Genomic DNA, 25,002 nt, shown 5'->3' on the forward strand with positions numbered 1-25,002 from the left:
ATGAGCCCTCCTCCTTATGGGGGCGGAAAGACCGCCCCCTCTCTTTTACATTCCGCTATTAACCAACAAATAAGGCTTGTTATCCGAATTCTCTGAACTGGCCAGCGTTACAACGATTCCCGATGTATTAGGATCACTCCACTGGAAGGTTGGTGTAAGCCCCGCTGCCGTTGCCGTAAGCACATAAGAAGTTACATCCGCACTGTACAACCCAGCCCCGGTGACCCGGACCGTTCCGAGGTTAGTTCCGCCGCTGACGGGACGGTTATTCCACGTAATGCCGTTCTCGGTCCACTGCGCTCCAGTGTACCCTTTCAGTGCAAGGGTAACCGGAGAAGCCGGGGCAGCAGTGACATACACGTTCATAGTTACGGTCTGCACCGCTGTCCCGGAGAGATTCAGTTCAGCCTTCATGAAGGCGATGCGGTCCCCTCCGCCCTGTGCATTCGGCAGATCGGCAATCTCCAGCACAGGCTCCTGCCCGAAATTAACGGAGGGCTGATGCTCATGGACATAAGCATCCATGGTCACCGGAACCACCGGATCTGCCAGAGCACTTTTCTCGATACGCAGCAGATACAGATCCACGGTTCCATCCTTGTGATAGACTAAGACCGGCACATCAGCAGGCTCTGACCCGATCGTAACGGACGCGGCCGTTCCCGATGCCACAGTCATCCCGTTAATCCGTACTGCATCCGATGCCTTGGCGGTAACCGGGGTGATCTGTAACGAAGATACATTGCTGTTGACTGTTACGGTATAGGCCTTGTCACCCGCCGCGAAAGGCTTGTCCCACACTCCTGCCGATAACGTTAATCCGCTAAGCCCGCCATGCGGCAGCAGCGCCGTGGTGTGCGGCAGGTCATGGGCGCTGGCGTAGTAATAACCGGGAGCCTGAACTCTTCTCGGCTCGAACCCGGCTTGACGGCCGGTCGGAATCGCCTCCGAGGTGAAGGCTGCCCGTCCATCCGCGCCCGTAACTGCCGCTGCATAACGGCCCGCCGAATACGTGAAGCGGCCTTCTATTGCAGCTCCTGTAAGCACTTCCCCTGTGGCATAATCGCGCACCTTCATCGAAGCTGCCGCAGCGGTACCAGTGTAGGAGAGCTGCATATCCGTCACAATCAACGGCTTAAGCGCCGTACTGCCGGTGACAGCAGACACTTCACCGGATAACGGGCCGATATTGCCCGCCAGATCGCGGGCAGCCACCCGGTAATAGTAGGTGGTGTCCGGGAGCAGTCCCTTGTCCTGATAATTCAGGCTCCGGGCAAGTCCGGCGATATCCGCCGAGGTTGGCGTGAAGCCGGGGACCGTACTGCGGTAGATAACGTAGCGGTCTACCTCTAAATTGTCAGTAGCCATTCCGTAATTCAGTCTTATGCTCTGATAGTCACTGGCAACAGCGGTTGGCGTACCCGCAGGGGCGGACGGGGCTTCATGATCTTCCGGTGCTGTCCAGAAAACGCCGCCCGGTCCCCAATACGAAGGCAGGGCCCGGTAGGAATCATAGTGATGGACAGCGATTCCGCCGAAGGCGCTGCTCAGCCCGGAAGCGGCATAGACCTTGTCCAGCTCGGCTTCCATATGCGTGAGCCCTTCTTCCAGGAAGGTGATCGTCTCCGGGTCGCCGCTGTTGGCAATATCCAGCGTCTCCACTCCAATGACTACAGAATTCGGCTTGCCGATGGCTTCGGCATAGGCCAGCTCACCGGCAGCTCCGGCAATGATACCGGCCGTTCCGTCTGCGGAATCCCGGTAATCCATGATGGAGATATAATCAGAGATATCCTGGATATGCTCGGACAGCCATTTCGTTGTGCCGTTCCACTGGATATTCGCCCCCTGCTCAGAGGAGTCATACCATTTAGGCACAGCCGGGCCAAAGGGCAGCCGGATACCGGCTGTATCCCGGCGGTCAATCATTTTACGCAGGCCATCCAGGTATTCCTTTTGCAGAAATTTGCTTGGATCTTTGAAGTCCGGGGATATATACGGCTCGATGTCCACATTGATTCCATCGAACTTCTCATCTTCGGCCGCTGCAAGATTGTAGTTGATAATCTGCTCGATCTCACGGATGGCATGACTATGATAGCGCTCGTATGCGCCCATATAAGCCGGGGAGGTTCCGCCCGCCACAAGGGCATGAACATTTAAGTTCCGCTCATGCGCCCAGCGCATGAAGGATCGCAGCTCATCCTCCTGCTCCTCCAGCGCCCGGTAGCCGGCGTAGTTGCCCACGGCCAGATACAGGGTCGTGACCGGCTCTGAACCGAAGGTCGTGGTATCCGTAACGAAGGACTCCAGTACTTCGCGCGAGCCTGGATTCAGCAGCAGCTTATAGCTCTCCGGCTCCCAGATCCACATCGCCCGGTCCTGATCCGGCAGGGGAATTGCCGGATCGTGGGTACCGGCACCGACCTGCGCATAGACGGTCGGACTGTAGCCGTAACGTCCCGGCGCATTCGCGGCCCGGGCCTCCAGGCTGACCGTGCGGTCGCCGATGCCCGCCGTATTCCAGGCATATACATATTCCGTGCCGTTATACGCAGCCTGTTGCCAAGGGCCCCGGTTCACCCGGACCTGCACGGCGGAGACCGGCGTAGCCGATTCTGCCTGAACGGTGACCGTCACCAATCCGGTCACAGCAATCCCTTCATCCGGACCCGTAATCGTCACCACTGGTGCAACGCTTGCTGGGTTGTTCACCTCAAGGGTGACAGACGGACTCCACACCCCGTAGCGGGTGGTGGTATCCAGCCCGCGGGCCACCAGCTCCACCGGACCGTTATACCGGGAGGTGTCGAGCGTATAAGACCAGCTGCCGCTGTCATCCCCGTCCGGGTCATCCAGCAGCGCCTCGAACTGTGCCGTCCCGTTCGCATACAGCCGGACATCATACAGTCCGGTATAGGTGCCGCTGACTTCAACCGGCCCGCCGGAGGAAGCGTATCCCCCAGGCGGTTCATCCAGTGTAATGGTGCCTGCGGCCCGGGCTGTGCCCGGGACCGCCACTGCTGAGAGTACAACAATCAGACCTAACACCGATAGAATCCATCCAAACGGGTTACCAGAGCCCTGCAGCCATTGCTTCATAAGCGGCGCCTCCTTATAATGGTCAAGCGAATACCCTGAATGCCTTGCCTGTGCTTCAGCGGTTCTGTCCTGCAATTACTTGCTGCTTAATTGAATATTCTGAACGCGGTCATACGCCTCCTTGTAAGTCGAGAGCAGCTTGTCGACGCCCAGATTATTGATCTCCTCAACATATTTATCCCAGTCCGCCAGCTTGCGGGAGCCGGTCACGAACTTGGCGAAGCTCTCATCGCGGTGCTTCTTGATCGCCTGTCCGGTGATCGAGATGACTTCATTCTCCTTCTCGGTGAAGGCCGGACGCGGCTGCATGTTGGCCGGATCATACTTGACAGCCTCTTCATAAGCATGCTTCAGGTCAGCCGAGAACAGGGACAGATGGGCATTGAAGTCAATCCACGTATACGTTCCGCTGGTCTGAAGTCCCGTCTGCTTCCGCATTTCAATCACATCGGTGAATTCCGGCTTGAACTTGATCGTCTCGCCTTCCTTCACATACGTCTCGCCTTCCACACCCCAGCTGCTGAGCGTCCGGCCTTCTTCCGAATAGAAAAAGTCCATATAACTCATGATATCTTCGATATTCTTGGAGGTTGAAGCTACCGTCAGGCCACCCTCCATGTAATGGAAGTAAGGGTTCAGCTGCTTGCCGCCTTCAAGCCCTGCGGGAGGAGCCATGAACTGCATATTGAATTCCGGATTCTCCTTGCGCATCGCATTATTGAAGAAGTCCACCCGGCTGATATAATCCACGGTTACAAAAGATTTGCCGGTGGACACCATGTCCTGCCACTGCTTGGTTTGCAGCGAGAGGAAGTCCGGCGGAATCAGCCCTTCGTCATAGAACTGCTTCCACATGCCGACCATTTCCTTGTAGCTGTCCTCTGTCGGCCCATAGCGCCATTCTTTTGCATCGAAATCGTAGTAAGCCCCTTCGCCTGTCCTATAGTTAACCGTCATATTCGCATTCATCTCATCCGGGATCTGGCCGTAACGGACCGACAGCGGGTAACTGTCCGGGTATTTCGCCTTGAGCGTCTTCAGAGCCGTATGCAGCTCATCATAGGTAGCGGGAGCCTTAATCCCTTCTTTGTCAAAAACATCCTGGCGGTACATCCAGATCATCCGGTTCGTCTCTCCGAAGCCCTGGTTCGGGAACATGTACATTTTGCCGTCAGCGGAGAGTGCGGCTTTCGCCTCATCCGGGTATTGCTTCATCCAGGCGGTCAGATTCGGCAGCTTGTCCATGTACTCCATCAGGTCTACGAGTGCCCCCTGCTGGCCGAACTTGTTCGATTCCTTGCGGTTGGGCATATACATCAGATCCGGCAGCGCATTGGAGGCCACCGCCAGGTTCAGCGCTTCAGCCAGCTTCCCGGATGGGGTCTGCACCTCCAGGGTGGCGCCGGTCTGGTCCTTGATCCAGCCCCACACCGGCCAGTCCTTGAAATACGGAAAGGTTGGGTTGTTGTCCAGGAGTGCGGTGAAGGTATGTGCCTGCTTCGCTCCCGCAGTGGCGGCCCCAGCTTCTCCGCCCGGTGCAGCCGTGGCAGCAGGTGAGGCATTATTGTTATTGCCCCCGCTGCAGCCGCTCACCAGTATTGCCGCTGCCGCGAGGGGCAGCATTACAGACTTCCATTTGTTCATTCTTCATCTCTCCCTTAAGTAGTAGTTATGGTTCAGGGCCGGATCAGCCCTTCACTGCACCGATCATGGCGCCTTTGACAAAATACTTCTGAACAAACGGATATACCGTGAGGATCGGCAGCGTAGAGACCATAATCGTTGCATATTTAAGCGACTCTTCAACCACCTGATTGTCTCCTCCGATGCCGGTTACATCCCCGGAGCTTGCGCTTCCTGCCAGCACCAGATTTCGGAGCAGCACCTGAAGCGGGAACAGGTCCGGGGTGCGCAGATACAGGAGCGGATAAATGAAGTTATTCCACATGCCCACCGCATAAAATAAAGCAATAGTAGCGAAGGAAGCCTTCGACAGCGGAATGATAATACGCATGAATATCCCGATATCATTCAATCCGTCCATTCGCCCGGATTCCTCCAGCTCCTTGGGAATGCCGGAGAAGAAGGTCCGCATCAGAATCAGATTCCAGGTGCTGACCGCGCCCGGCAGCACCATGCCCCACACAGTATCCACCATATCCAGGGAGCGGACCACAAGGAAGGTCGGGATCATCCCGCCGCTGAAGAACATCGTGACGACGATCAGCATGGTGAAGGTCCTGCGCAGCGCCATATCCCGGCGGGAGAGCGCATAGGCTCCGGTAGACGTAACCACCAGCGAGATCAGCGTGCCGAGCACGGTGTAGATCAGCGTGTTTTTATAGGCCGTCCAGATCTTCGGGTCTCCCAGCACCAGCTCGTACATCTTCACATTGAAGCCCTTGGGCCAGAACGAAACCGTGTTCTTGATGACATTGACATCGCTGCTCAGAGACACCGCAAGCATGTGCAGGAACGGGTAGAGCGTAATTATCACAACCACCAGCAGAAAGAACGTGCTGATCACATTAAACCAGGAAATTCTCGGTGATCTCATCACCACACCCCTCCTCTACCATAGACTTGTCTCACTGACACGGCGGCTGATGTAATTGGCGCTATAGATGAAGATCAGGCTGATAATGCCCATGAACAGGTCAATGGAGGCACCGTAGCTGAAGTTCCCCTGCTCCATCCCGACCCGGTACACATACGTGCTGATGATGTCGGCCGTATCGTAGATCGCCGGGTTTTGCATGAGGAACACCTTCTCGAAGCCAATCTCCAGCACCTTGCCGATATTCAGAATCAGCGTGATGACAATCGCCGGTGAGATGCCGGGCAGTGTGACATGCCATATTTTGCGCATCCGGCTGGCCCCGTCCATGTCGGCTGCTTCATAGAGCTGCGGATCGATTGCCGTCAATGCCGCCAGATAGATGATGGTCTCCCAGCCGATATGCTGCCAGATCTCCGACAGGACATAGATACCCCGGAACATTCCCGGCTCATTCATGAAGTTAACCGGTCCAATCCCGAAGGTGCCCAGCAGATTGTTAATCAGGCCGCCGGTCGGTGACAGGAACATAATAACCATGCTCGCCACAATGACATTTGAGATGAAATGCGGCAGATAGCTGACGGTCTGCACGAATTTTTTGAACGCGGCCTTACGGACTTCATTCAGCAGAATCGCCAGGATCACCGGAGCCGGGAAACCGAACACCAGCTTGTATAGGCCCAGGAGCAGAGTATTCTTCATCAGCGGCCAAAAGTCAGGATTCTCAAAAAACATCCGGTAATACTTGAACCCCACCCAGTCACTGGCCCAGATTCCTTTAAACAGATTATAATCCTTAAACGTAATGACGAGGCCGAACATCGGTGCATAGCGGAAAATCAGATAGTACAGCAGGCACGGCAGGAACAGCAGCCATAGTGTTTTGTTATGGTTCCAGGTCCGCAGCAGACGCCCTTGACGCCGGTAAGGATCTTTCAATTCCTCTCGCAAATTGTCAGGTACTACACTCGTTTGAGCCATAGGCATTCCCCTCTTGTTCTTAATGATGCAGCTCACTTAATGTCAGCTAACTTCCCCTCTGCTTCCGGGGTTTGTCTCCGAATTATAGCGGCATTGCTTTGGGAAGCGCTATCAGCATGTTATATAACTTTTCTTCCGATCTGCATATTTCCCGGTTAAGGTGTATAAATCGGTAAAAGTGCATATTGTGCGTGTCAGCTTTGGGCCGCTATGATAGGATAAAACGACAACCAAGCGGCTGTAACTGAAGGGGGAATACCTATGAAGAGACCGCTTACCAGCCAATTTGCCCTTAGCGGCCTGTTCGTTAAGCTCATGCTCAGCTTCTTGAGCGTTATCCTGCTGCTGGCTTCATTCAATCTGTTCTCTCATCTATATCTTAGCGGGAAGGTCTATCAGGAGGTAGTCCGGCAGAACGAGCAGAGTCTGAAGCAGACGGTGGAGGGATACGAGAATCACTTCCGGCTGACCCAGAATATGATTCTGGCGCTGACCCAGTCGGATACGTGGACGGCCAACCTGGGCATTCTCAGCCATCTGAAGGAGAACCGGCGTTATGATATTCTAAATGAGGTCAAGTCGGATCTGATGACGCTGTACGGAAATCCTTTTCTGCATATTGAGAATTTCATTCTGTACTTCAAGGCGGAGGACTATGTGCTTGAGAAAGAGGGGCTGAGTACCGCGGCTGATATGTTCGGCAAGTATTATTACAGCGGGGAATATCCGGCGGACTTCTGGAGCCGCCAGTCCATGGACAACCAATATCTGAAGGTCCTCCCTGCCGCCTCCTTCACAGAGACTACGATGAACTCCTCGCGTCCGCTCGGACGGCTGATGCCGGTCATGATCAAGGCTATTCCTTACGAAGAGGTCTACGGCATTGTGATGCTGAATCCGCAGCGGCTGGAGCAGGCGTATGGTGATGCCGGGAAGAATCCCTTCTATATAATGGATGCGCAGGACCGTCTGCTCTTCTCCACCACAGAGACGGAGCTGCCAGCTCTAGAGTATGCCGTTACTGCAAACTCACATGAGCGGATCGGGGATAACTATTATTTCTATCAAAAAGGGGCACAGACCGGCTTCACCTACGTCCGGGTCACCGAGGTTGCCGCCATTGCGAGCGGGCTGCGCGGCATGCGGCTGCTGCTCGCCGTTCTGCTCGCTGCTGCGGTACTGGTCAGCCTCCTGTTCTCCCTCCTGTTCAGCTACCGGCTGAACCAGCCGCTCCAGCGCCTGATCGCCACGTTCGACCGCAAATCCGGCGGAGCTCCCGGCAAGGTGAGCAGCGTTAAGGAGTTCGCCATTATCGGCGACCGCCTGAGCTCGATCCTGGAGAACAACCGGTTCATCCAGAACGATCTGGCGCACAAGAATTCGCTGGTCCGCCAGTATGCGTATACCCATAAGGTGAAAAACATTCCGCTGGGCGCAAGCCTGAGCGAGCTGGAGGATGCGCTGCATTCCGAACGGCCGTATGCCTCCATCCTGTTCAAGCTCAGCTTCACCCGCCTGCCGGAGGAGCCGGAGCAGCATACGCTGGCCCTATGGCAGTTGATTCAGCGCCTGTTCACCGGGGAGGAATCCGAGACCGTCGCCTTGCAGCCCGAACAGGATCTGCTCTTGCTGCTGCTCTTCGATCCCGGTCCGCAGAGCAGCATTCTTCAAGTACTGGGCACGCTGCAGGAGCTGCTGGCAGAGGAGCCTTCCCTCTACCTTACGATAGCGGTCAGCCCGGTATATTCAGGGGAAACACCGTTTACGGATGTTTACCATAACTTGTCCGAGCTGCTAAAGGAACGCAGACTGAACGGGGAGACACAGATTATTGTAGAGCCGCGTGCCTCGTCGGCCAAGGCCTTTCATCTGAAGGTCACACACGGGGAAGAGCTGCATAATCTGCTGCAGTCCGGCAGCGAAGAGGCGGTCATCGGCTGGATAGACCGTCAGCTGGAGCAACTGTCGAATAAGGATGCCGCTGCGGAGGATTTCCGGGCTTTTGCTGTGGGGGTTGCAGAGCAGGCAGGCAAAACAATCCAGAAGCTCAATTTGCCGGAGCTTGAAATCGGGCTGCTTGCGGCCCTGTCCGGTGAGCCGTTGGCCGCCTTCTATTCCACACAGCAGTATAGTGAATGGCTCCGGGAGATTGTGACTCCGGTGCTTGCGGTGGTCCGCAGCGGCTCGGAGACCCGGGATCCGGTCATCAGCTTCGTGCTGGAGTACCTGGATAAGCATTACGGGGAAGACATCACTCTGAACATCGTAGCTGACAAGCTGAATCTGACCTCCGGCTATCTGTCGAGCATCTTCAAGGAGAAGACCGGTATCAACTTCAGCGAATATCTTAACAACTTACGCATCGAGCGGGCCAAGGCTCTTCTGATGAACATCGACCTGCGCATCCAAGATATCGCGTTTCAGGTCGGCTACCAGAATGTGAACTCGTTCATCCGTATGTTCAAGCGTGCCTCCGGCTTAACGCCTGGTGAGTACCGCAAGCGGGCTGCCGGGGATCTGCCGGGCCAGGCTCCGGCTTCGGGGGAGGAATGAGGAGGGAGAATCTCAATTCCTGTCTTTATAAGTTATCTCCGTATAACTAACAATAATGTTTCCGTTATTCCCTGTGCCCACGGCTTCACGATCTGAAATAACCGTTGTATCAGGCGGTATAGAATTAGAAGAGCTTCCCTTCTTCTTGTTGTTTTTTACATCATAGAGAAAGTAAGAAGTATCCTTCGCCTTCGGCGCTGAATAGCCCGTGGGCGAAGGCACTAACGTATAGGATTTCATCACTGCAGTATTAGCATCCCTCCATCCTGCAACCTCCACTGCCGAATCCTCATTGCTGTCTTCCGCTTGAATGGAAGCAATCGGAAGCCCGTCCTTATCGTAGAAGTGTATGACCTGCGGAGCTATTTTTAAATAATCAATATCGATATCCAGGATTCGCTTGCGGTCATTCAAGGATTGATCCATCCAGGCAATGGTCCCCGCCGGGTTCCACTTTATTTTCTCAGATGGCACATATTGATTCGCGGGCAATGCTATCTTGCGTAACGCAACGCCTTTATTATTGTAGAATGTCAATTGTCCGCTCTCATCATCATGGACAAACCGCTCCAGCGTTGGAGCAAGAAAGAGAGAAGGCGCTCCACTCGTCGAATGAGGAATGACAGGATATTTCAATAGATGCACATCATCCTTGCCTGTCTTCAGATCAAAGATCCATACATTTCCAAGGTAGCTTTGCAGGAAAAGCTTTTGCTCATCTGCTCTCCATTCTTGCTTATAAATATAATCGTAATCAGGTGTAAGCGGCCAAAAGTCTTCGCGGAGCCGTTCAATAGCTCCCGTGTTTATATTGTAAGCGGACAAGTGGTATTGCCCTGCTTTCTCCGTCAACTCCGATTCCAGAAACAACAGACGGTCTTCATCCATTGGAAACAGCATATTGTAACTGCTCATAAATGAATTATTCCAGCGATTGTCTGATGAGTTCAATGTATCACTCCATCTTACATGTACTTCATCCGTAGCAGGATCATGGGATATTAATGCGTTGATTGCGTTATGGTCTCCGAAAAAGAGATGTATGGTGTGATATTTTTTCCCCTGCAATTCAACGGCCGGTCCTCCGCTTAGCGAATAGTTGTTTTCCGGCAGACCTATCGGCCTGGCCACAAGATCTCCGGCAGAGTTCCTCTCCGCTCTGAACATGAGATCTTCCAGGCTTGATGTTATAGTCTGCGTACTAACGTCGTCTTTGGGGCTGGAAATAGGATGCGCAGAGCTCTTACTGTTAAGAGCTTTCTCTTTGTTATCTTCGCCAGTACAGCCGGCCAGCGCCAGAATAAAAGAAATAGCTGCTGCCGGGACTAGAAGTTTTCGCTTTATCACATTGAAACCTCCTTCTTTCTTCTATAATTATTGGACGGCAGAAATGGGAGATAGTTGCAGATTTCCCGGTGCAATACAAAGAGACCTGAACTAATCCCTAGACATTAGACAGGTCTCTTAAGCCGTTTCCACTTGTCTGCTTCCTATTCATTGTGCAGGCTGTGCCTGCTCCGGTGCCTTATGTTTCATAATCGGCAACATCATCAATGCGCCCAGGAGGAACAGAATTCCGGCTCCGCTGTAGATGGTACTGAGCGGAAAGGCACTCTTGAGCGCACCCGCCAGCGACATGGATACCACCATCATCCCGACGAACATCGGATTCAGCACCCCGTTGACCCGGCCGACAATCGAGCTATTAGACCATCTCAGAATCATTGTGCTGATCCCGATATGAATGCAAGGGAACATCAGCCCGTTCAGGAACTGGATCGTGAGCGTGAGCGGAACACTTGTTGAGAACCCGACGATAGTGGTGCATACGGCACCTGCCAGCATCCCCATGGCGAGCAGCAGCTGGGGCGGAACTTTTTTGGCGAAGGCGGCTACGATCCCTCCCCCGATCAGCATGGCTGCACCATTAACCATAAGCATGTATTGCAGGAACTCTTCGCTCTTGCCCAGCCGCTCTGTGACGATGAACAGATTCAATGCCTGGGATGCGCCTACAGCAAGTCCCGCCAGTACAAACGCAAGTCCGAGCATCCGCAGTACCTGACTCTGCCAGACATACCGGAAGCCTTCGGTGAAGTCCTTACGGAATTGCCCCTTCGCGGCAACTGTTCCGGCTTCCATATGATCCTCCGGCAGACGAATAAGCACAAGTGCCGACAGCAGAAAAGCCACGCCCATTACAGCGATGGAGATCTCAAGGCCGAAGGTGCTGTATACGAAAGTGCCTAACATTGGTCCAAGGACCATGAAGATGGCCATCAGCGATTGGAAGAGTGCCATCCCCTGCTGCAGTTGTTCCTCCGGCACATGGAATTTAAATAACCGCATGCTTGAAGGCTGTGAGAACTGCGACAGAATAGCCGAGATGAACGCGACCAGATACACCGATTCCCAGGAACCGAAGTGAATGCTGAGCAGAACGGCGAATACCGATACCGCAGACAGGGAATCACACCAGATCATCGTCCGCTTCGGCCTCCAGCGGTCGGCAAAGGTCCCTCCTATGAAGGAAAATACAAAGATAGGCGCAAATTCAGCAACGCTGATCAGCGAAATGGCGTAGGGATCATTGTTGGTCCTCTCTGCAACATAAAGCAGAATTGCAAAATTACGCACCCAGATCCCGATCTGCAGCAGCACGCTCGATAATAAAATTGTCTGCAGGAAGCGATTACGGAACAAGCCAGGCGTATTCGCGCTATGTTCATGCGGATTCAATCTTCTCAACCTCCTATTTATCCATAGAATACGCTCAGCTGCTTAAGGCTGGTTTCTCCTTTCACTGTCTATATTATACGGAGCGGACCGCGATCTTTAAAGCTATAAATGCGGGGACCGAGTGGATCAATTCACCCCGAAATATTCCTTCAGTCCCGCTACGATAGCAGCCGCTACCCGGTTCTGGAAATCATCGGAGAACAGGGCGGCTTCTTCGGCAGCATTGGACAAGAAGCCTACCTCAAGCAGCGTAGCTGGCATGTTGGAATATTTCAATACGATAAATTTGTTGTATTTAACCTTGCGGTCTGTGAAGCCGGTTGCCCCCTGCAGGTGCTTGTGCATGATATCAGCAAAAGCCCTGCTCTCTTGACTGTAATAATAGGATTCGGTGCCGCGCACCTCAGGCCGTCCTTCGACCGAATTGGCATGGATGGATACAAAGGCATCCGCCTGAAGCTCATTGGCCATCTCTGCGCGTCTTTTATTGGCGGGATAGGTATCATCACGGCGTGTCATTACCACCTGGAAGGCCGGATCCTGCAGCAGCAGGGCTTCCACCTTGAGCGCCACGCTCAGATTAAAGTCCTTCTCCAGCGTCTTGGTGATTCCGATCGTACCGGGGTCCGCAGCACCATGTCCGGCATCAATAACAATAGTTTTCTTGCCATTGCCAGGTTGAACCGGCGTTACCGGCTGTACAGGAAGAGGCTCCGGTGAAAGGGGGTTCAAGTCAACGACCAGGAGTCTGTAGGCTGCGTCCTCCTCTATATAAGTGGTGTAACGCATAACAGCAGACAAAAACAGGGTGACCCGTACCGTGGAAGCGTCTGTCCCTGACAGCTCGTAAGCCATCCTGCTGACACCCGGGACTCCAGTAATGGCCTGCTCCCCTGACCGAGTATTGCTATCCCACAAGACGGTTTGTAAGAAATCTGCGGAGAATGACGTTAAGGGAAGCTCCACCACGATCTGCAGTGGTTCGTTTCCGGTATGTACGGACGGCTGGACATCGCCGGTAAAAGCAAGCATCAGGCGGTTATCGCTGAAGCTGAGACCGCTCAGCGTTGAAGTCCCTGTTGCGATGACGGGCAGGGCCGCCGGAGGAGCTGTGCCTTCAGGATTTGATGGGGCAGCAATCACGGCCGGATCTGTAGCCGGCCCGGAATCCGTCTGCGCTGCTGGAGTTCCCGCTGAAGTTAAGCCTACCACCTTGCGACTGTTGTCCCAGCTCACCTGGACGCCCATGGCTTCGCTGATGAATCTTAACGGGACAAGCGTGGTTCCGTTAAGGTTGCGGGGCGCTGTGGACAGCGAATGGGAGGTTCCATCGATTAAAGCCTCCTTGCGGCCAATGGTTAGTTCAACGCTGCCGGATTCCTTCGGAATGGTTACGGTTCCAACCTGTTGATTCCAGATGACCCCCATTCCCATATTCTCTGCAATGATTCGCAGGGGAACCATTACACTGCCGTTAACAATTTCAACCTTGTCTTTCTTTTGCATCGGGATGGCTTGACCGTCCAATACAATCGTGGGGCTTGTCTTCGCAGCGGCTTTGGCCTGTCCGCTGAGCGGGAAGCACAAGAATAGCGCTGCCAGCAGGAGGAACCAACTACATTTTTTCATGCGTGCATCTCATCCATTTCATCTGATAGTAGAATTGCTGATTCTTAAATTAGACTCCAATAAATGGAATTGGTTGCGGAATTGAACATTTATAATTGGGTAAACATAAAAATGCGGCACCCCGTGGGGTACCGCATAGCAATATTCTATTCTCTTTACTGGACTTGCTTCAATTGAACGGTCTTCATGTATTCCTTGAATTCTTCGGCGATTTCTTTGTACTTCGTATGGTGCAGGTAATGGGAGCCTACCATAGGGATCAATTTACCCTGTGCAGACTGCTTCGCCTGCTCCTCATGCAGCGGAATCCACTGCTTGTTGTGCTCGTTATTGGATTGCGCGAACAGCAGAATTGGCAGGTCCTGCGGGTATGTCAGCTTTGAGCCGTTTTTGAAATTGGAACCGAGGTGGCTAAGCTCATTCATCAGCGTTGAATTATTGCCGTGCACGGCAGAGATGAATTTCATCTGTTCTTTGGTGCGTTCATCATAGTCAAGCGATTTAAACGAATCTCCGCCCAACTTTGTTAGCAGCCGCATCACACCTGAATCTTTAGCAAACTTCATCGCCTTCAGCGGCAATTTGACATCCATGCCAGGCTGGTTGGGAACACTGCTGTCAATCCCTACGAAGGCTTGCACTTCATCCGGATAAGCATTCACATATGACACGGCATAGAGTCCTGTAATGGAATGACCCATCAGAATGTAACGCTTCAGCCCGAGCTGCTGCACAGCCTCATGAATTTCAGTGATGATATTCTCTGTTGTTCTTTCTTTATCCGTTCCATCACTAAGACCGTAACCGAAAGGCTCGATGGCCACCACCTTGTAGGAGGGGGTCAATTGGTCTATCAGCAGCTTAAAGTCAAGCACAGGCGACGGAGTTCCTTGCCCCGGCAGCAGGACAATGGTCTGCCTGCCGCTGCCTTGAATAGACACATTCATCTTTTTCCCGTCTACCTCGACGTACTGGCCATAGGTTTCAATCTTCTTCTTCTCGCTCCCGTTGCTGATCGCATTGACAACATACGTGATGCCTATGAACAATACCAGTGCTGCGACAATGCCCCCGATTATTTTCAACCATAAATGCCGCTTCTTGCGGCCCTTAGTCTCAGCGTTATTCTTTCCGGCCATCTCTGCCATATCCATCTTCTCCTGTCTATATCTCTGTTGATCCGCCTTAGCGGTATATGAAGAGTGTACTTGCTTAAGATGTCCTCTTCATGACGGGAATATGAACGGAGTATGAACAGGCAGACGCTCTGCGGCTCGGCTACAGCACGGATAGATTTACAGCAACAGACTGCATAACCTCAATCACTCTTTCTGCAGACGGCTGTCTGTAATAGAGCAGATCATAGGACCGCGGAACAAGCTGAATCAGCAGATGGAGGTCCGAACGGGAATAATCAAGCACCAGGACGTTGTGTGATTCCAGCGCACGGGTGATTCTCGCGAGCCACTCTTCCGCAGGAACGGAGCCGTCGTGAATCACTGCCACTTTGTACAAGCTGTTCATCTGATTGTATAAGCCTTTTACAGACCGGACCGCCAGTTCATACCGGATAAAAGCATCCTTCCAGGGCTTGCGGCGGGCCGGGTCGAACCAATCCCCGAGAATGCTCTGAAGCTCAACCTCCAGCGTGGGATGCTTGTGTTTGAATAATTCAAGATTCGTGAACCATCCCTGGTATTTCTTCTCGTCGTAAGTGGTGGGATGATACTGGTGCAAGACTATACATTGTGTGTTTAAGATGAATTTGGCACCTTGCTGATATAAACGGTAGCCAAGCTCACAATCTTCCAGTCCCCACTCAATAAAATCCTCATCGAACCCTCCGGCTTCTTCGTAGTTTAGACGGGGGGCTGAGAAGTTGCAGCTATAGAGCAAAGCCCAGATGTTCTCAATATTCCCCGCGTTCTCCGAGAACCGCTGGATGACCGGCAGGCGCGGATCTCTGCGTTCCAGAATTAAGGACGAACGGTTACTGTCTTCCACCTGGCTGAACGGCAGCCGGTTGTCCTCAGCCAGAAAGTCTCTCAGGCCCATCACGACTACAGGCTCACCGCAGAGCTGATGCACCTTCCAATGCTGATAGATGAAGTCCCGCTCTACGACCTGATCACCGTCCAAAAACAATAAAATGTCGCCGCCCGCCTGCGACACGCCCAGATTCCTGGCCGCTGATCTGCACTTTGCAGCATCCGGCGTTTTGTAAACGTATTTCAAGGAATAATCAAGGTCGAGCGCGGTAATCCGCTCTTGTGTTCCGTCATCTGAACCGTCGTCAACGAAAATGACCTCGAAGCATCCTTCCGGCACCTGAACCTGGCGGTTAAGCGATAACAGGCATTCGGCTACCAGATTTTTAATATTGTACGCCAATACAAGTATACTTATCTTCATATTTTCCCGGCCTCCTTATGGATGGTTCTCCGGTTCGATGTGTTAACCAGCCCGAAGATGGACAGCGCCGCCAGCGATATAGACATACAGGCCACGAATACGGAACGGTAGCCGAACATTCCTGATATGGCTCCCGAGACCACGCCTCCCAGGGAGGAGCCGATTCTGGAAGTGTTGCTGTAGAGGGTGGTCGCGGTTCCCGGCTCCTCCGGCAGCAGCTCCTGAAAATAACTGATGCCGTAGCCCATGATAATGGACACTGAAATGGCACTGAGCACCTGCGCGAAATAGAGCAGGATAATGGAGTGAGCCAGGGCAAACACCAGGAAATACAGGACATTGGAGATGATACCGATCAGGATGATTGCGGTTTTGCCCATTTTTCTGGACATCACTCCGACAACAACCATCAAGGGAAGCTCGACAATCGCCGTAATGCTATAGAGCCAGCCTAACTGCTGATAATTCCCATGCATCGTGGTAGAGAAGAACAGCGGCAGCACAAGGGTACTCATCGAAGAAGCAATACTGAGCAGTATAAATGTACCCAGTATAGAGGAAATTTGCGGCTGCTTAATGAATTGTCCCAGCTGTACAGGCTGCTTGTCTTCCTGAACAGCTAGGGTTACAGGATGGCTGCGGAACAGAATGAAGGCGATCAGGCTTACGAAGATGTATGTAGCGGCTACAATCAAAAAAAGGTAAAAAAAGTTATATTGATTAACCAGAACCGAACCGATCGACGGCCCGGCAATCCAGCCCAGGGAGTATAACATTCTTAGAATATTCATCGCCAGCGGCTGATTAATGGCACTGATATTGGACCTCGAGATGGAGTCTCTGGCATAAGCAAAGACCTGCGGGAACGAAGCGAACGATATTCCGAAGAATAGGGCCGACACGGCCAGCAGCACATAATAGTTGGTGAACAGGGCGAATAGCACATAGGCGGCTGATGTCGAGAGCAGGGTGAAGATAATGATTGTTTTTCTGCTGAATCGGGTATCGGAGGCTTTGCCAAGGAACGTGCTGATGAACAGGCCGAAGACCATGGTGATGGACATCAGTATGCCATACGACAAAGGAGTCATGCCCGCCTCCTGAATACAATACAGCGATAAAAAGGGATTGGTTGCCGATACACTGAGTCCCAGCATGGTTATGGTAAAGACCAGGGCTACGAAACTAGGCATTTTGATAATATCTTTGAGAAAACCGGAATTCATTCTCATCGTTCTGTCTCCAGTTATGATTTAGTAGGTACCTTTTGCTGCATGTTCAAACCATTCCCGTACATTGTTAACCATGATCTCGCTTAGAATATCCTGGTCCACCCCTTGATGTATGATATACGGACAGACATCACGGGTCAGATGGGTCATGGACCAATCGGGGGCAAAAGAAAGCACCTCTTCCCTCTCCCACCAATCAATGGACCCGCAATAATCATGAGAGACCAGCAACTGCTTGTGATAACCGCTCTGTATCAGCTTCAGCAGCAGGTCAGGACGTTCACGGGATGACATCCCGATTGACAGACCAAACCGGTCTAAGCCAAGCAGAGCTTCCCGGTTCAGCAATTGAGATAAGTAGGCCATGTCATGGGTGTCCCCTGAATGCCCAATAATCACTGCCCTGGCGGAGACGCCTTCTTGCTCAAGCAGATCCAATTGGTCCAGCCCATTCTTAGACGCCGCGTGGGTATGGGTCATAATGGGAACCCCGGTTCGCTTATGCGCGCGGGCAGCCGCCCGGATAATTTTCTCCACATCCGGCGTAACGCCCTGAACATCTGTTGCACATTTAATGAAGCCGGCCTTGATTTCCGTATTCTGAATCCCCACTTCAATATCCCTGATGAATAACTCCGCGAGATAATCGATATTCTTTCTCCTTAGCGGCTCAGGTAGGTCCTGACAAGTATACATTCCGGTCGCTGCAATAATGGTTACGCCTGTGCATTCGGACACCTCCCTTATGAAGGCAACATCCCGGTCCTGACCCATGACGGTGGGATCACAGATGGTCTGTATCCCGGCATTCCTGGCGGCCAGAACCTGCTCCTTCGCCAGCTGAAGCTCTTCATTGCGGTTGTATAGATGTGGGAATTGGGTCGCGACTTCGACGGATCTGACCCGCATATGCTCATGGATAAGAGCGGGCCCAAGCTGCGAGCTGTCAACAGTCCCTGTTACAGAGTTTATGTTTGTCATAGGATTTATTTTCCTTTTTTCAGATTAGATCCGTACTAGTTGTTTGCCCGGATTCGTGCCGCTGAACAAATTAATGAAGGCACCGATAGTGTTCTCCAGCCCCTCAGTGATGGTCTCTGGGCATTTCAACTGCCCTTCCCTAAGCCATCTCCCCAGTTCCAGCCTGGCTTCCGTAAGACGGTCTTCATAATCGGCAATCAGTATACCCTTAACCATCGCCCTGTGAAGAAGAACTGCCGGCAAAATCCGGGAGCCTGCCTCTGGTCTGACGAGATTATAGAGCGCAATTTGGCCGCAGACCGCGATCCGGGCGTAATCATTGATATGACCGAAAACGGCATCGGAGATATCTCCCCCGACATTATCGAAGTACATATCAATTCCATGAGGACATGCCTTCATCAATTCGATACGCAGATTGTGATCCAAGCGATAATTGACCGCTTCATCGAAGCCCAATTCCTCTTTCAAATAGCGAACCTTCTCATTCGAGCCGGTAATGCCAACGACATGGCAGCCATAGATGTTTTTGGCGATTTGGCCAACGGCTGCGCCGACGGCCCCTGCCCCGCTGGATACTACAAGGGTCTCGCCTTCGCGGGGCTTACATACGTCCGCAAGACCGAAATACGCGATCAGTCCAGGGGTACCCAGAATGCTCAAGTAAGCTGTAGCCGGCTGGATGTCCGGGTCCATCTTCAATAATTGTCCGGCCCTATGTACGCTATATTCCTGCCAGCCCAGGATGCCCCATACCCTCTCTCCTGTCTGAAGACCGGATGACCGGCTCTCCACTACCTCGCCAATACCCGCCCCGCCAAAAATCTCCCCGATCTGATAGGAATCCATATAGGATTTGCTGCGGCGCATCAGGCCCCGCATGTACGGGTCAACCGACAGATAGGCGCTCTTCACAAGTACCTCTCCCTCCGACAGGGCCGGAACTTCAACCGTCTCCAGCCGAAAATGTTCTTGCTGCGGGATGCCCTGAGGCCGCTGGCACATTACAATTCTAGTATTTGTTAGAGAGGGCATAACATCATCAATTCCTTTTAATATATAATATAGTATTATATTGCAATATATCCACTAATTACATATGATAATAACAGATCAGACAGGGAGGCGTTCATTATGGATTTCGATTATACCGGTAAGATCGTTCTGATTACAGGCGGTTCACGGGGCATCGGCCGTCAGCTTGTGCAGTCATTTAGTGCGATGAAAGCTAAGGTGTACTATACTTATCTCTCTGCTGAACGGTTCCAGCCTGTCATTGCCGATTCAGCCGAAGGGCCGCAACCGGTTGGGGTACAGGTCGATGCGGGGTCAGACCAACAGGTTGCGGCATTTACTTCGGATGTCTGGCAGCAGCATCAGGCGATTGATCTTCTGATTAACAATGCCGCGTTCATATGGAGAGCCGATTTCGGCAACACCACCACCGAGCTATGGAATACCTCGCTTCAGACCAATCTGATGGGTGTGGTGCATCACTGTACCTCCGCACTCCCCTATATGATCAGGCAAAAATCAGGCAGCATCATCAATATATCGACAGTCTGCGCCGGTCACCCGGTCCGGGGACAAGCTGCCTATTCCTCCACTAAGCAAGCCGTCGATTCCCTGACCAAATCGCTCTGCCTTGAATATGGAGCCTTTGGCATCCGGGCCAACACCATCTCTCCCGGTCTGATTGTCACCGAGAAGCCGAAACGGGTCACCGAGGAAGATGTCCGCAAGATACCGTTACAACGGGCAGGTTACGCTGCAGATGTGTGTCATGCTGCTGCTTTTCTGGGGAGCGAAGCGGCAAGCTTCATCACCGGAGCAGATCTGCTGGTTACGGGCGGCTCACACCTGAACTGAGATTCCGGGTTAGAATTCCGGTAAGGGACCGGCAGCGCTCCTCCCGGTGAAGCGCATCCAGCGGGACCTCCCGGAAAAGAACGGAGCCTTCACAGACAAGCTCTGACTCCTTACACATTACTCTTGCCCGCGCCTTCATGTCCCCCTCGCTGCCGGTATTCTCAAAGGTAAGCTCCACCCCAAGAATGTCCGGCGGCGACACCATCCGCAAAAACTTAAGCCGTTCAAAGCTTATGGGGATCAGCGAACAGCGGTAATCGCTGTTGATCCACGTGAACAACCTCGATAATTGAATGATAGACTCCGTAATCAGCGCCGCAGGCAGCACAGGCTGTTCGGGAAAATGATCCCGGAAGATATCTTCATTCAAAGAGACATACTTCTTCCCGGAAATAGAGTCAGCCGTCAGAGCAGTGATTTCATCCATAAAAATATATCTCATATTCTGCAGGCTCCTTTAGCAGCGGAGTATACTTCCTCAGGAATGAGCGCAGGTGCTTTGCTCAACAGATCGACCGGAACCATCCGGTTCTCCGCAGTATAACGCTTATCCTGATCCACCCAGATTTCGGTGTGAAAATCAATCCAATAATGCATGATTCGCTTCACGGACGTTCGGATCTCTATGAACTCGTCATAGTAGACCGGGTGCAGAAAATCAATTTCAACTTTTTTCATCACAAAAAAAATGCGGTATTGGTCAAGCATCTCTTTCAGGGAAAGGGCATGTGTCCGGAACCATTCGGTACAGCCGGCCTCAATAAACTCACAGGCGTTACCGAAATAGACCACCCCGCCGGCGTCGGTGTTCTTGAAATATATCCGTCGATGGATCACCGAATAGGCCTCATTGTCCAGCATCCTGCTTCCTCCCCTTTTCTCCCGTTACGACGGTAGTAAATGGTGTTTTTTGATGATAGACGAGGTTTCTCCATTCCATTTTGTTGGAAATCACGGCCCACAGCGAGCTTATGCAATACACCACAGATACGAATGAAGCGAGCACCAGCACGGCTATACGGATAAACGACGGGCGATAATCTGGAATCTGCGAAGCGTCCCGGGATACGGCGGCCACAACAAGAGTGGCCCCTGCTATATGCAACAACGGCCAATACAAGAAGATGTACAGCAAGGAAGGGACATTGCCTGCTATTCTGAACCCGAGGGCAACCAGGAACAGGATCGCTCCCAATAACCGCGGCATCGTCACTAGGAAGAAGCCAAACGCCCATAACCGCTTGTAATTTACCTTCGTGTTCAGGGCCTGGCGCTTCACCCATTTCACCCAAGCGAAGCCTTGGATATCGAAATGCTCCGGTACTAAGCAATCGGGAACGTATTGGATGCGGAATCCCGCTCTCCTTACTACATCTGAAATGGTGAAGTTATCATGAAAGGCCTCTGACCAGATGGATTTCATCCCGATCTGTTCAAACACATTTTTACGTATCCCAAAAGAAAAACCTCTGGCAAAACGGGTCACGGGAAACGTGATCATAGTGGTCGCCAGGAAATCCCAGTATCTTGCCGCCAGGGCCAGCACACTCTTGCTCTTGGATACGATCCATGCGCTGCCGGTGGTGAGGCCGACATGAGCGGACTGCAGCGGCTGTACCATCTGTTCAATCCAGGTACTCTGGGGCACGATATCCGAATCAATAAACACATAGACCTCGGTATCCTTGGATGCATGCGCTATGCCAGTTAACAGATTATTCACCTTATCGCTCCGGTGCCGGGAGACCTCGGAATGAGATGCCTTCACCAGATGAATCCGTGGTGACTGCGCCGCATATTGATGAACCAGCTCCTCCCCTCCTCCGTTCTCCTCCGAAGTAACTGCGAGCACTTCATAGTTCCCGGCATACTGCTGGCTGGCAAGACTACGCAAGGTCGATTCAAAGTTATAGTCCAGCCCGCGAAAGGGAAGCAGCACGGTAACCTTAGGATGATAAGGCGGTTTGGCCGCTATTGTCCGGCGGGAGCGCTGCCTCTCCAGTATAAAATAAACAGCAAGAAATCCCGGCACCAGAAATAATGACATCATCACAATATTAAAAATCCAGATCCACACGTTCGTCCCCCCTCTTCCATCTGAGCAGGTTCATTCCGTCTTCTGCATTCAGCCTTATGTTGTTATTCAAGCTATGAGTAGAGATCACATCCTCCTGCTTCGTGATTAATCTCCCGTCAGGCACAATCAACTGCCCCTCTGCGGAAATCGTAATCCGGAAGAAAAAGCTGCGCTTCTCCTCATTGACCGATAATAGCTTGGCATAATAGGTCACTTGCTCATCCTGAAACACAGGCCGGTTAAACACAAAATTACTGAAGCTAACAATTCCGGCCCCATGCCGGTTATGGGTGACTTCACGCGCAAGCCTGCCTGCAGTCTGGAATACGGACTCAAGCAGAACATAGAATGGCACCGTCAATCCTGTATCGCATTCCGCTTCAAAGACATCCTCACGGGGCTGTAGAACCTGGCAGGACTCTGCCTCCATGGGGCCCACTCTTGTAAAAGATACCAATTGCATATACCGCAAGCAGCTTCACATCCCTTACCCGCCAAAGTTAATCCAAATGTCTTCCTCCGGTCACCGGCAATTGGGTGCCTGTAATGTATGAGGCATAATCACTGGCCAGGAACAGCGCCGCATGACTGACATCGTCTACGGTGCCCATTCTTCCAAGGGGCGTGCGTTCCATAATCTTCTTCTTGACCCCGGTTTGCATCGTATTTACGACATCGGTTTCGATTAGTCCGGGCGCAATAGTGTTAACACGGATGTTATACGAACCGTATTCCAGTGCCAGTACCTTGGTTAGCGATTCAACTGCACCTTTGGTTGCTGTGTATACTGCTTGGCCCCGCCCGGGCTGCAGTGCCGAGCGGGATGAAATATTGATGATCGATCCCGATTTATTCAGAATCATATATTTGATAGCCGAAGAGCAGAAGGCAATGACAGAATTCAGGTTGGCGCTGATTCCCTCGCTCCAATCCTGCTCGCTCATTTGCAGGAACAGGCCTCTTGGAATCCAGGCAGCATTATTAACTACAACATCTATGCGCTTATGATTCTTCCAGACCGTATCCATAAAGCTCTCCACATCAGGCTTAGATCTCCCGTCCACTCTCAGGCCGGTGACATCCGCCCCGTATTGCTCCCTGCACTCTTGTACAACTGCTGCTGCCTGATCTTCACTGGATAAATAGGTGAAGTATACGGTCGCGTTAGCCCGTGCGAAATGCGTAACCAGTCCCCGCCCGATGCCTCTGCTTCCTCCGGTAATAATGACTACTTTGCCCGAGAAATCAATCTTCACGGCCGGTCACACCCTATTCTCCGATTTCTCTAACTTGGCGGATACGAAATCTACCATATTCTCCACCGTCAGATAATGGAACAGATCATAGGGACTGGCAAGCGCCGAGAGGTCCTCATCCGATACAGTGAAATATTGCCGTACAGAAGAGACGGCTTCCGGAGACAGCCGGCCATCGCTGAACATTCCCCGGTTGGCAATCACATTGGGCAAATTCCAGAATTCCTGGCTGTCGATCTTGATGCCAAATTCCTGTTCAAGCATGAACGTTAGCTCCAGCGTCTCTGCACTTTCCAGATTTAAATCTCTGTAAAGATAAGTATTCGGCATGATTTGAGCCTCTGGCAGATCAAGGACATCCTGCAACAATTTTTTCACTTTGCTGTAAATGGTTTGATCCATAACGCACCTCCGCGAAGAATAGATTTCTTTGTTATTGTATACATAATTTTCTATTAATAGCAATGATTTTTTTGGCGATAAAAGAGTTAAAGATAGTGTTATTTACTATTGAAATTATTTTCATAGTGAGTTATTATCGGCAAAAATGGATGTTTTATCCTAGTAATCTATCAGTCGATTTGTAGGAGGTTATGTCAATGAAGAGCGCTTTATCGGACTGCCGTGCGCTGGTTACAGGTGCATCAGGATTCGTAGGGACATGGCTCACTCAACATTTGCTTGAACAAGGTGCTGAACTAACCTCTATCCTGAGTGAGCTCAACCCGCGAAGCCCGTTTGCCCAAATGGGGCTGGACAAGGAAATTCGCTGTTACTATGGTTCAATTACCGACTACCACCTAATTGAACGCGCTATCACGGACGAAAGAATTAACACCGTCTTTCATCTGGCCGCCGTATCCATGCAGGATTTGGCATACCAGATCCCCTGGCAGACGTTCGAGACTAATGTGAAGGGTACTTACAATCTGCTGGAGGTCTGCCGGATTCACAAGGACCAGATCTCCAAAATCATCATTGCCTCCAGTGATAAAGTATACGGTGACAGCCCCATTCTCCCTTATGACGAAGCGATGCCCATTCAGGGCAGGAATCCTTACGACGCCTCGAAATCCTGTTCCGATCTGATCTCCCAGAGCTACAGACACAGCTTCAGCCTGCCTATTGTGGTCGGGCGCTTCGGCAATATTTATGGAGGAGGCGATCTGAACTTCCGCAGGCTTATTCCCGGGACTATACAGCGGCTATACGGCAAGCTTCAGCCTGTCATCCGAATCTCTTCATACGGAACCTATATGCGGGATTTCCTCTACATCAAGGATTTGGTCCAGGCTTATATGGCCATGTACCATTATGAAGCAGATCAGGACGGAGAGCATGTATTTAACTTCGGGACCGGCAAGCTGTGGGAGATCCAGAAGGTTACCTCCCTTATTCAGCGCACGATGAATCTGGAGCATATTGAACCGCACTATGAAGTTCAGAACGGCAGGGAAATTCTGCACCAGCATCTCTCCCCTGAGCGGGCCAAGATGATTCTTCAGTGGTCAGCAGAGACTCCGCTGGAGGAAGGAATCCGCCAAACCGTAGACTGGTATGAACGGTACTGGCTACCCGAAGCCCATACAGCAACGACAGGAGTTGTATAAT

21 protein-coding genes are annotated in these 25,002 nt (G+C 52.1%); 3 read left to right on the plus strand and 18 right to left on the minus strand.

Annotation, left to right across the window (positions count from 1 at the left end; genetic code table 11):
- Positions 1-45 precede the first annotated feature (45 nt).
- From NST04_RS19960 to NST04_RS19975, 4 genes are all read right to left on the minus strand, one after another.
- Positions 46-3,102, minus strand: coding sequence for a CBM96 family carbohydrate-binding protein (locus NST04_RS19960; RefSeq protein WP_341185791.1), 3,057 nt, complete (start codon positions 3,100-3,102; stop codon positions 46-48).
- 75 nt (positions 3,103-3,177) lie between these two features.
- On the minus strand, positions 3,178-4,746 hold the full coding sequence (locus NST04_RS19965; RefSeq protein ID WP_341185792.1) for an extracellular solute-binding protein: 1,569 nt from the start codon (positions 4,744-4,746) through the stop codon (positions 3,178-3,180).
- A 43-nt stretch (positions 4,747-4,789) separates the two neighbouring features.
- The gene (locus tag NST04_RS19970) at positions 4,790-5,659 is read right to left on the minus strand and encodes a carbohydrate ABC transporter permease (RefSeq protein WP_341185793.1); all 870 of its coding nucleotides are present in this window, start codon (positions 5,657-5,659) and stop codon (positions 4,790-4,792) included.
- A 15-nt stretch (positions 5,660-5,674) separates the two neighbouring features.
- A complete protein-coding gene (locus NST04_RS19975) occupies positions 5,675-6,643 on the minus strand; it encodes an ABC transporter permease (protein ID WP_341185794.1) in 969 nt (322 codons plus the stop codon).
- Between the two features lie 261 nt (positions 6,644-6,904).
- Between NST04_RS19975 and NST04_RS19980 the strand changes: the two genes are divergently transcribed.
- A complete protein-coding gene (locus NST04_RS19980; protein WP_341185795.1) occupies positions 6,905-9,196 on the plus strand; it encodes an AraC family transcriptional regulator in 2,292 nt (763 codons plus the stop codon).
- Between the two features lie 12 nt (positions 9,197-9,208).
- Here NST04_RS19980 and NST04_RS19985 read toward each other — a convergent pair whose 3' ends face one another.
- From NST04_RS19985 to NST04_RS20020, 8 genes are all read right to left on the minus strand, one after another.
- Positions 9,209-10,543: a hypothetical protein gene (locus NST04_RS19985; RefSeq protein WP_341185796.1), complete on the minus strand. Its 1,335-nt coding sequence runs from the start codon at positions 10,541-10,543 to the stop codon at positions 9,209-9,211.
- Positions 10,544-10,690: 147 nt separating this feature from the next.
- Complete coding sequence (locus NST04_RS19990; protein WP_341185797.1) at positions 10,691-11,935, minus strand: MFS transporter; 1,245 nt, start codon at positions 11,933-11,935, stop codon at positions 10,691-10,693.
- Between the two features lie 126 nt (positions 11,936-12,061).
- A complete protein-coding gene (locus tag NST04_RS19995; protein WP_341185798.1) occupies positions 12,062-13,564 on the minus strand; it encodes an N-acetylmuramoyl-L-alanine amidase in 1,503 nt (500 codons plus the stop codon).
- Between the two features lie 155 nt (positions 13,565-13,719).
- Positions 13,720-14,718, minus strand: coding sequence for an alpha/beta fold hydrolase (locus NST04_RS20000; RefSeq protein WP_445667933.1), 999 nt, complete (start codon positions 14,716-14,718; stop codon positions 13,720-13,722).
- A gap of 124 nt (positions 14,719-14,842) precedes the next feature.
- Positions 14,843-15,976: a glycosyltransferase family 2 protein gene (locus NST04_RS20005; RefSeq protein WP_341185800.1), complete on the minus strand. Its 1,134-nt coding sequence runs from the start codon at positions 15,974-15,976 to the stop codon at positions 14,843-14,845.
- Complete coding sequence (locus NST04_RS20010; RefSeq protein WP_341185801.1) at positions 15,973-17,208, minus strand: sugar efflux transporter; 1,236 nt, start codon at positions 17,206-17,208, stop codon at positions 15,973-15,975. Before NST04_RS20010 ends, NST04_RS20005 begins: the two co-directional genes overlap by 4 nt.
- 21 nt (positions 17,209-17,229) lie before the next feature.
- Positions 17,230-18,189, minus strand: coding sequence for a phosphotriesterase family protein (locus NST04_RS20015; protein WP_341185802.1), 960 nt, complete (start codon positions 18,187-18,189; stop codon positions 17,230-17,232).
- A 24-nt stretch (positions 18,190-18,213) separates the two neighbouring features.
- Positions 18,214-19,224 carry an NADP-dependent oxidoreductase gene (locus NST04_RS20020; protein ID WP_341185803.1) on the minus strand — a complete coding sequence of 337 codons (1,011 nt, stop codon included), beginning with the start codon at positions 19,222-19,224 and terminating at the stop codon, positions 18,214-18,216.
- 99 nt (positions 19,225-19,323) lie between these two features.
- On the opposite strand from NST04_RS20020, the gene NST04_RS20025 reads away from it, so the two are divergent.
- On the plus strand, positions 19,324-20,058 hold the full coding sequence (locus tag NST04_RS20025) for an SDR family NAD(P)-dependent oxidoreductase (RefSeq protein WP_341185804.1): 735 nt from the start codon (positions 19,324-19,326) through the stop codon (positions 20,056-20,058).
- Here the strand turns inward: NST04_RS20025 and NST04_RS20030 are convergent.
- The 6 genes from NST04_RS20030 to NST04_RS20055 form a co-directional block, all read right to left on the minus strand.
- The gene (locus NST04_RS20030) at positions 20,033-20,500 is read right to left on the minus strand and encodes a hypothetical protein (protein ID WP_341185805.1); all 468 of its coding nucleotides are present in this window, start codon (positions 20,498-20,500) and stop codon (positions 20,033-20,035) included. The two genes, NST04_RS20025 and NST04_RS20030, sit on opposite strands and share 26 nt — an antisense overlap.
- Positions 20,497-20,919: a thioesterase family protein gene (locus NST04_RS20035; RefSeq protein ID WP_341185806.1), complete on the minus strand. Its 423-nt coding sequence runs from the start codon at positions 20,917-20,919 to the stop codon at positions 20,497-20,499. Before NST04_RS20035 ends, NST04_RS20030 begins: the two co-directional genes overlap by 4 nt.
- Positions 20,906-22,135 carry a glycosyltransferase gene (locus NST04_RS20040; RefSeq protein ID WP_341185807.1) on the minus strand — a complete coding sequence of 410 codons (1,230 nt, stop codon included), beginning with the start codon at positions 22,133-22,135 and terminating at the stop codon, positions 20,906-20,908. The genes NST04_RS20035 and NST04_RS20040 overlap by 14 nt, the downstream gene beginning before the upstream one ends.
- The gene (locus NST04_RS20045; RefSeq protein WP_341185808.1) at positions 22,116-22,565 is read right to left on the minus strand and encodes a hypothetical protein; all 450 of its coding nucleotides are present in this window, start codon (positions 22,563-22,565) and stop codon (positions 22,116-22,118) included. The genes NST04_RS20040 and NST04_RS20045 overlap by 20 nt, the downstream gene beginning before the upstream one ends.
- Before the next feature lie 70 nt (positions 22,566-22,635).
- Complete coding sequence (locus NST04_RS20050; RefSeq protein ID WP_341185809.1) at positions 22,636-23,391, minus strand: SDR family NAD(P)-dependent oxidoreductase; 756 nt, start codon at positions 23,389-23,391, stop codon at positions 22,636-22,638.
- 6 nt (positions 23,392-23,397) lie between these two features.
- Positions 23,398-23,793, minus strand: a complete 396-nt coding sequence (locus NST04_RS20055; RefSeq protein WP_341185810.1) for an acyl carrier protein — start codon at positions 23,791-23,793, stop codon at positions 23,398-23,400.
- A gap of 197 nt (positions 23,794-23,990) precedes the next feature.
- On the opposite strand from NST04_RS20055, the gene NST04_RS20060 reads away from it, so the two are divergent.
- Positions 23,991-25,001, plus strand: a complete 1,011-nt coding sequence (locus NST04_RS20060) for an NAD-dependent epimerase/dehydratase family protein (protein ID WP_341185811.1) — start codon at positions 23,991-23,993, stop codon at positions 24,999-25,001.
- Position 25,002: the final 1 nt, after the last annotated feature.

Origin of the sequence: Paenibacillus sp. FSL H7-0756 (assembly GCF_038006765.1) — a bacterium.
Classification (GTDB): Bacteria; Bacillota; Bacilli; order Paenibacillales; family Paenibacillaceae; genus Paenibacillus_AQ.

Excerpts from the sequence above, each read along its gene's own strand:
- NST04_RS19960 (WP_341185791.1), bottom strand. The coding sequence starts at position 3,102 with ATGAAGCAATGGCTGCAGGGCTCTGGTAACCCGTTTGGATGGATTCTA.
- NST04_RS19965 (WP_341185792.1), bottom strand. The coding sequence starts at position 4,746 with ATGAACAAATGGAAGTCTGTAATGCTGCCCCTCGCGGCAGCGGCAATA.
- NST04_RS19970 (WP_341185793.1), bottom strand. The coding sequence starts at position 5,659 with ATGAGATCACCGAGAATTTCCTGGTTTAATGTGATCAGCACGTTCTTT.
- NST04_RS19975 (WP_341185794.1), bottom strand. The coding sequence starts at position 6,643 with ATGGCTCAAACGAGTGTAGTACCTGACAATTTGCGAGAGGAATTGAAA.
- NST04_RS19980 (WP_341185795.1), top strand. The coding sequence starts at position 6,905 with ATGAAGAGACCGCTTACCAGCCAATTTGCCCTTAGCGGCCTGTTCGTT.
- NST04_RS19995 (WP_341185798.1), bottom strand. The coding sequence starts at position 13,564 with ATGAAAAAATGTAGTTGGTTCCTCCTGCTGGCAGCGCTATTCTTGTGC.
- NST04_RS20000 (WP_445667933.1), bottom strand. The coding sequence starts at position 14,718 with ATGGATATGGCAGAGATGGCCGGAAAGAATAACGCTGAGACTAAGGGC.
- NST04_RS20005 (WP_341185800.1), bottom strand. The coding sequence starts at position 15,976 with ATGAAGATAAGTATACTTGTATTGGCGTACAATATTAAAAATCTGGTA.
- NST04_RS20010 (WP_341185801.1), bottom strand. The coding sequence starts at position 17,208 with ATGAGAATGAATTCCGGTTTTCTCAAAGATATTATCAAAATGCCTAGT.
- NST04_RS20015 (WP_341185802.1), bottom strand. The coding sequence starts at position 18,189 with ATGACAAACATAAACTCTGTAACAGGGACTGTTGACAGCTCGCAGCTT.
- NST04_RS20020 (WP_341185803.1), bottom strand. The coding sequence starts at position 19,224 with ATGCCCTCTCTAACAAATACTAGAATTGTAATGTGCCAGCGGCCTCAG.
- NST04_RS20025 (WP_341185804.1), top strand. The coding sequence starts at position 19,324 with ATGGATTTCGATTATACCGGTAAGATCGTTCTGATTACAGGCGGTTCA.
- NST04_RS20030 (WP_341185805.1), bottom strand. The coding sequence starts at position 20,500 with ATGAGATATATTTTTATGGATGAAATCACTGCTCTGACGGCTGACTCT.
- NST04_RS20035 (WP_341185806.1), bottom strand. The coding sequence starts at position 20,919 with ATGCTGGACAATGAGGCCTATTCGGTGATCCATCGACGGATATATTTC.
- NST04_RS20045 (WP_341185808.1), bottom strand. The coding sequence starts at position 22,565 with ATGGAGGCAGAGTCCTGCCAGGTTCTACAGCCCCGTGAGGATGTCTTT.
- NST04_RS20055 (WP_341185810.1), bottom strand. The coding sequence starts at position 23,793 with ATGGATCAAACCATTTACAGCAAAGTGAAAAAATTGTTGCAGGATGTC.
- NST04_RS20060 (WP_341185811.1), top strand. The coding sequence starts at position 23,991 with ATGAAGAGCGCTTTATCGGACTGCCGTGCGCTGGTTACAGGTGCATCA.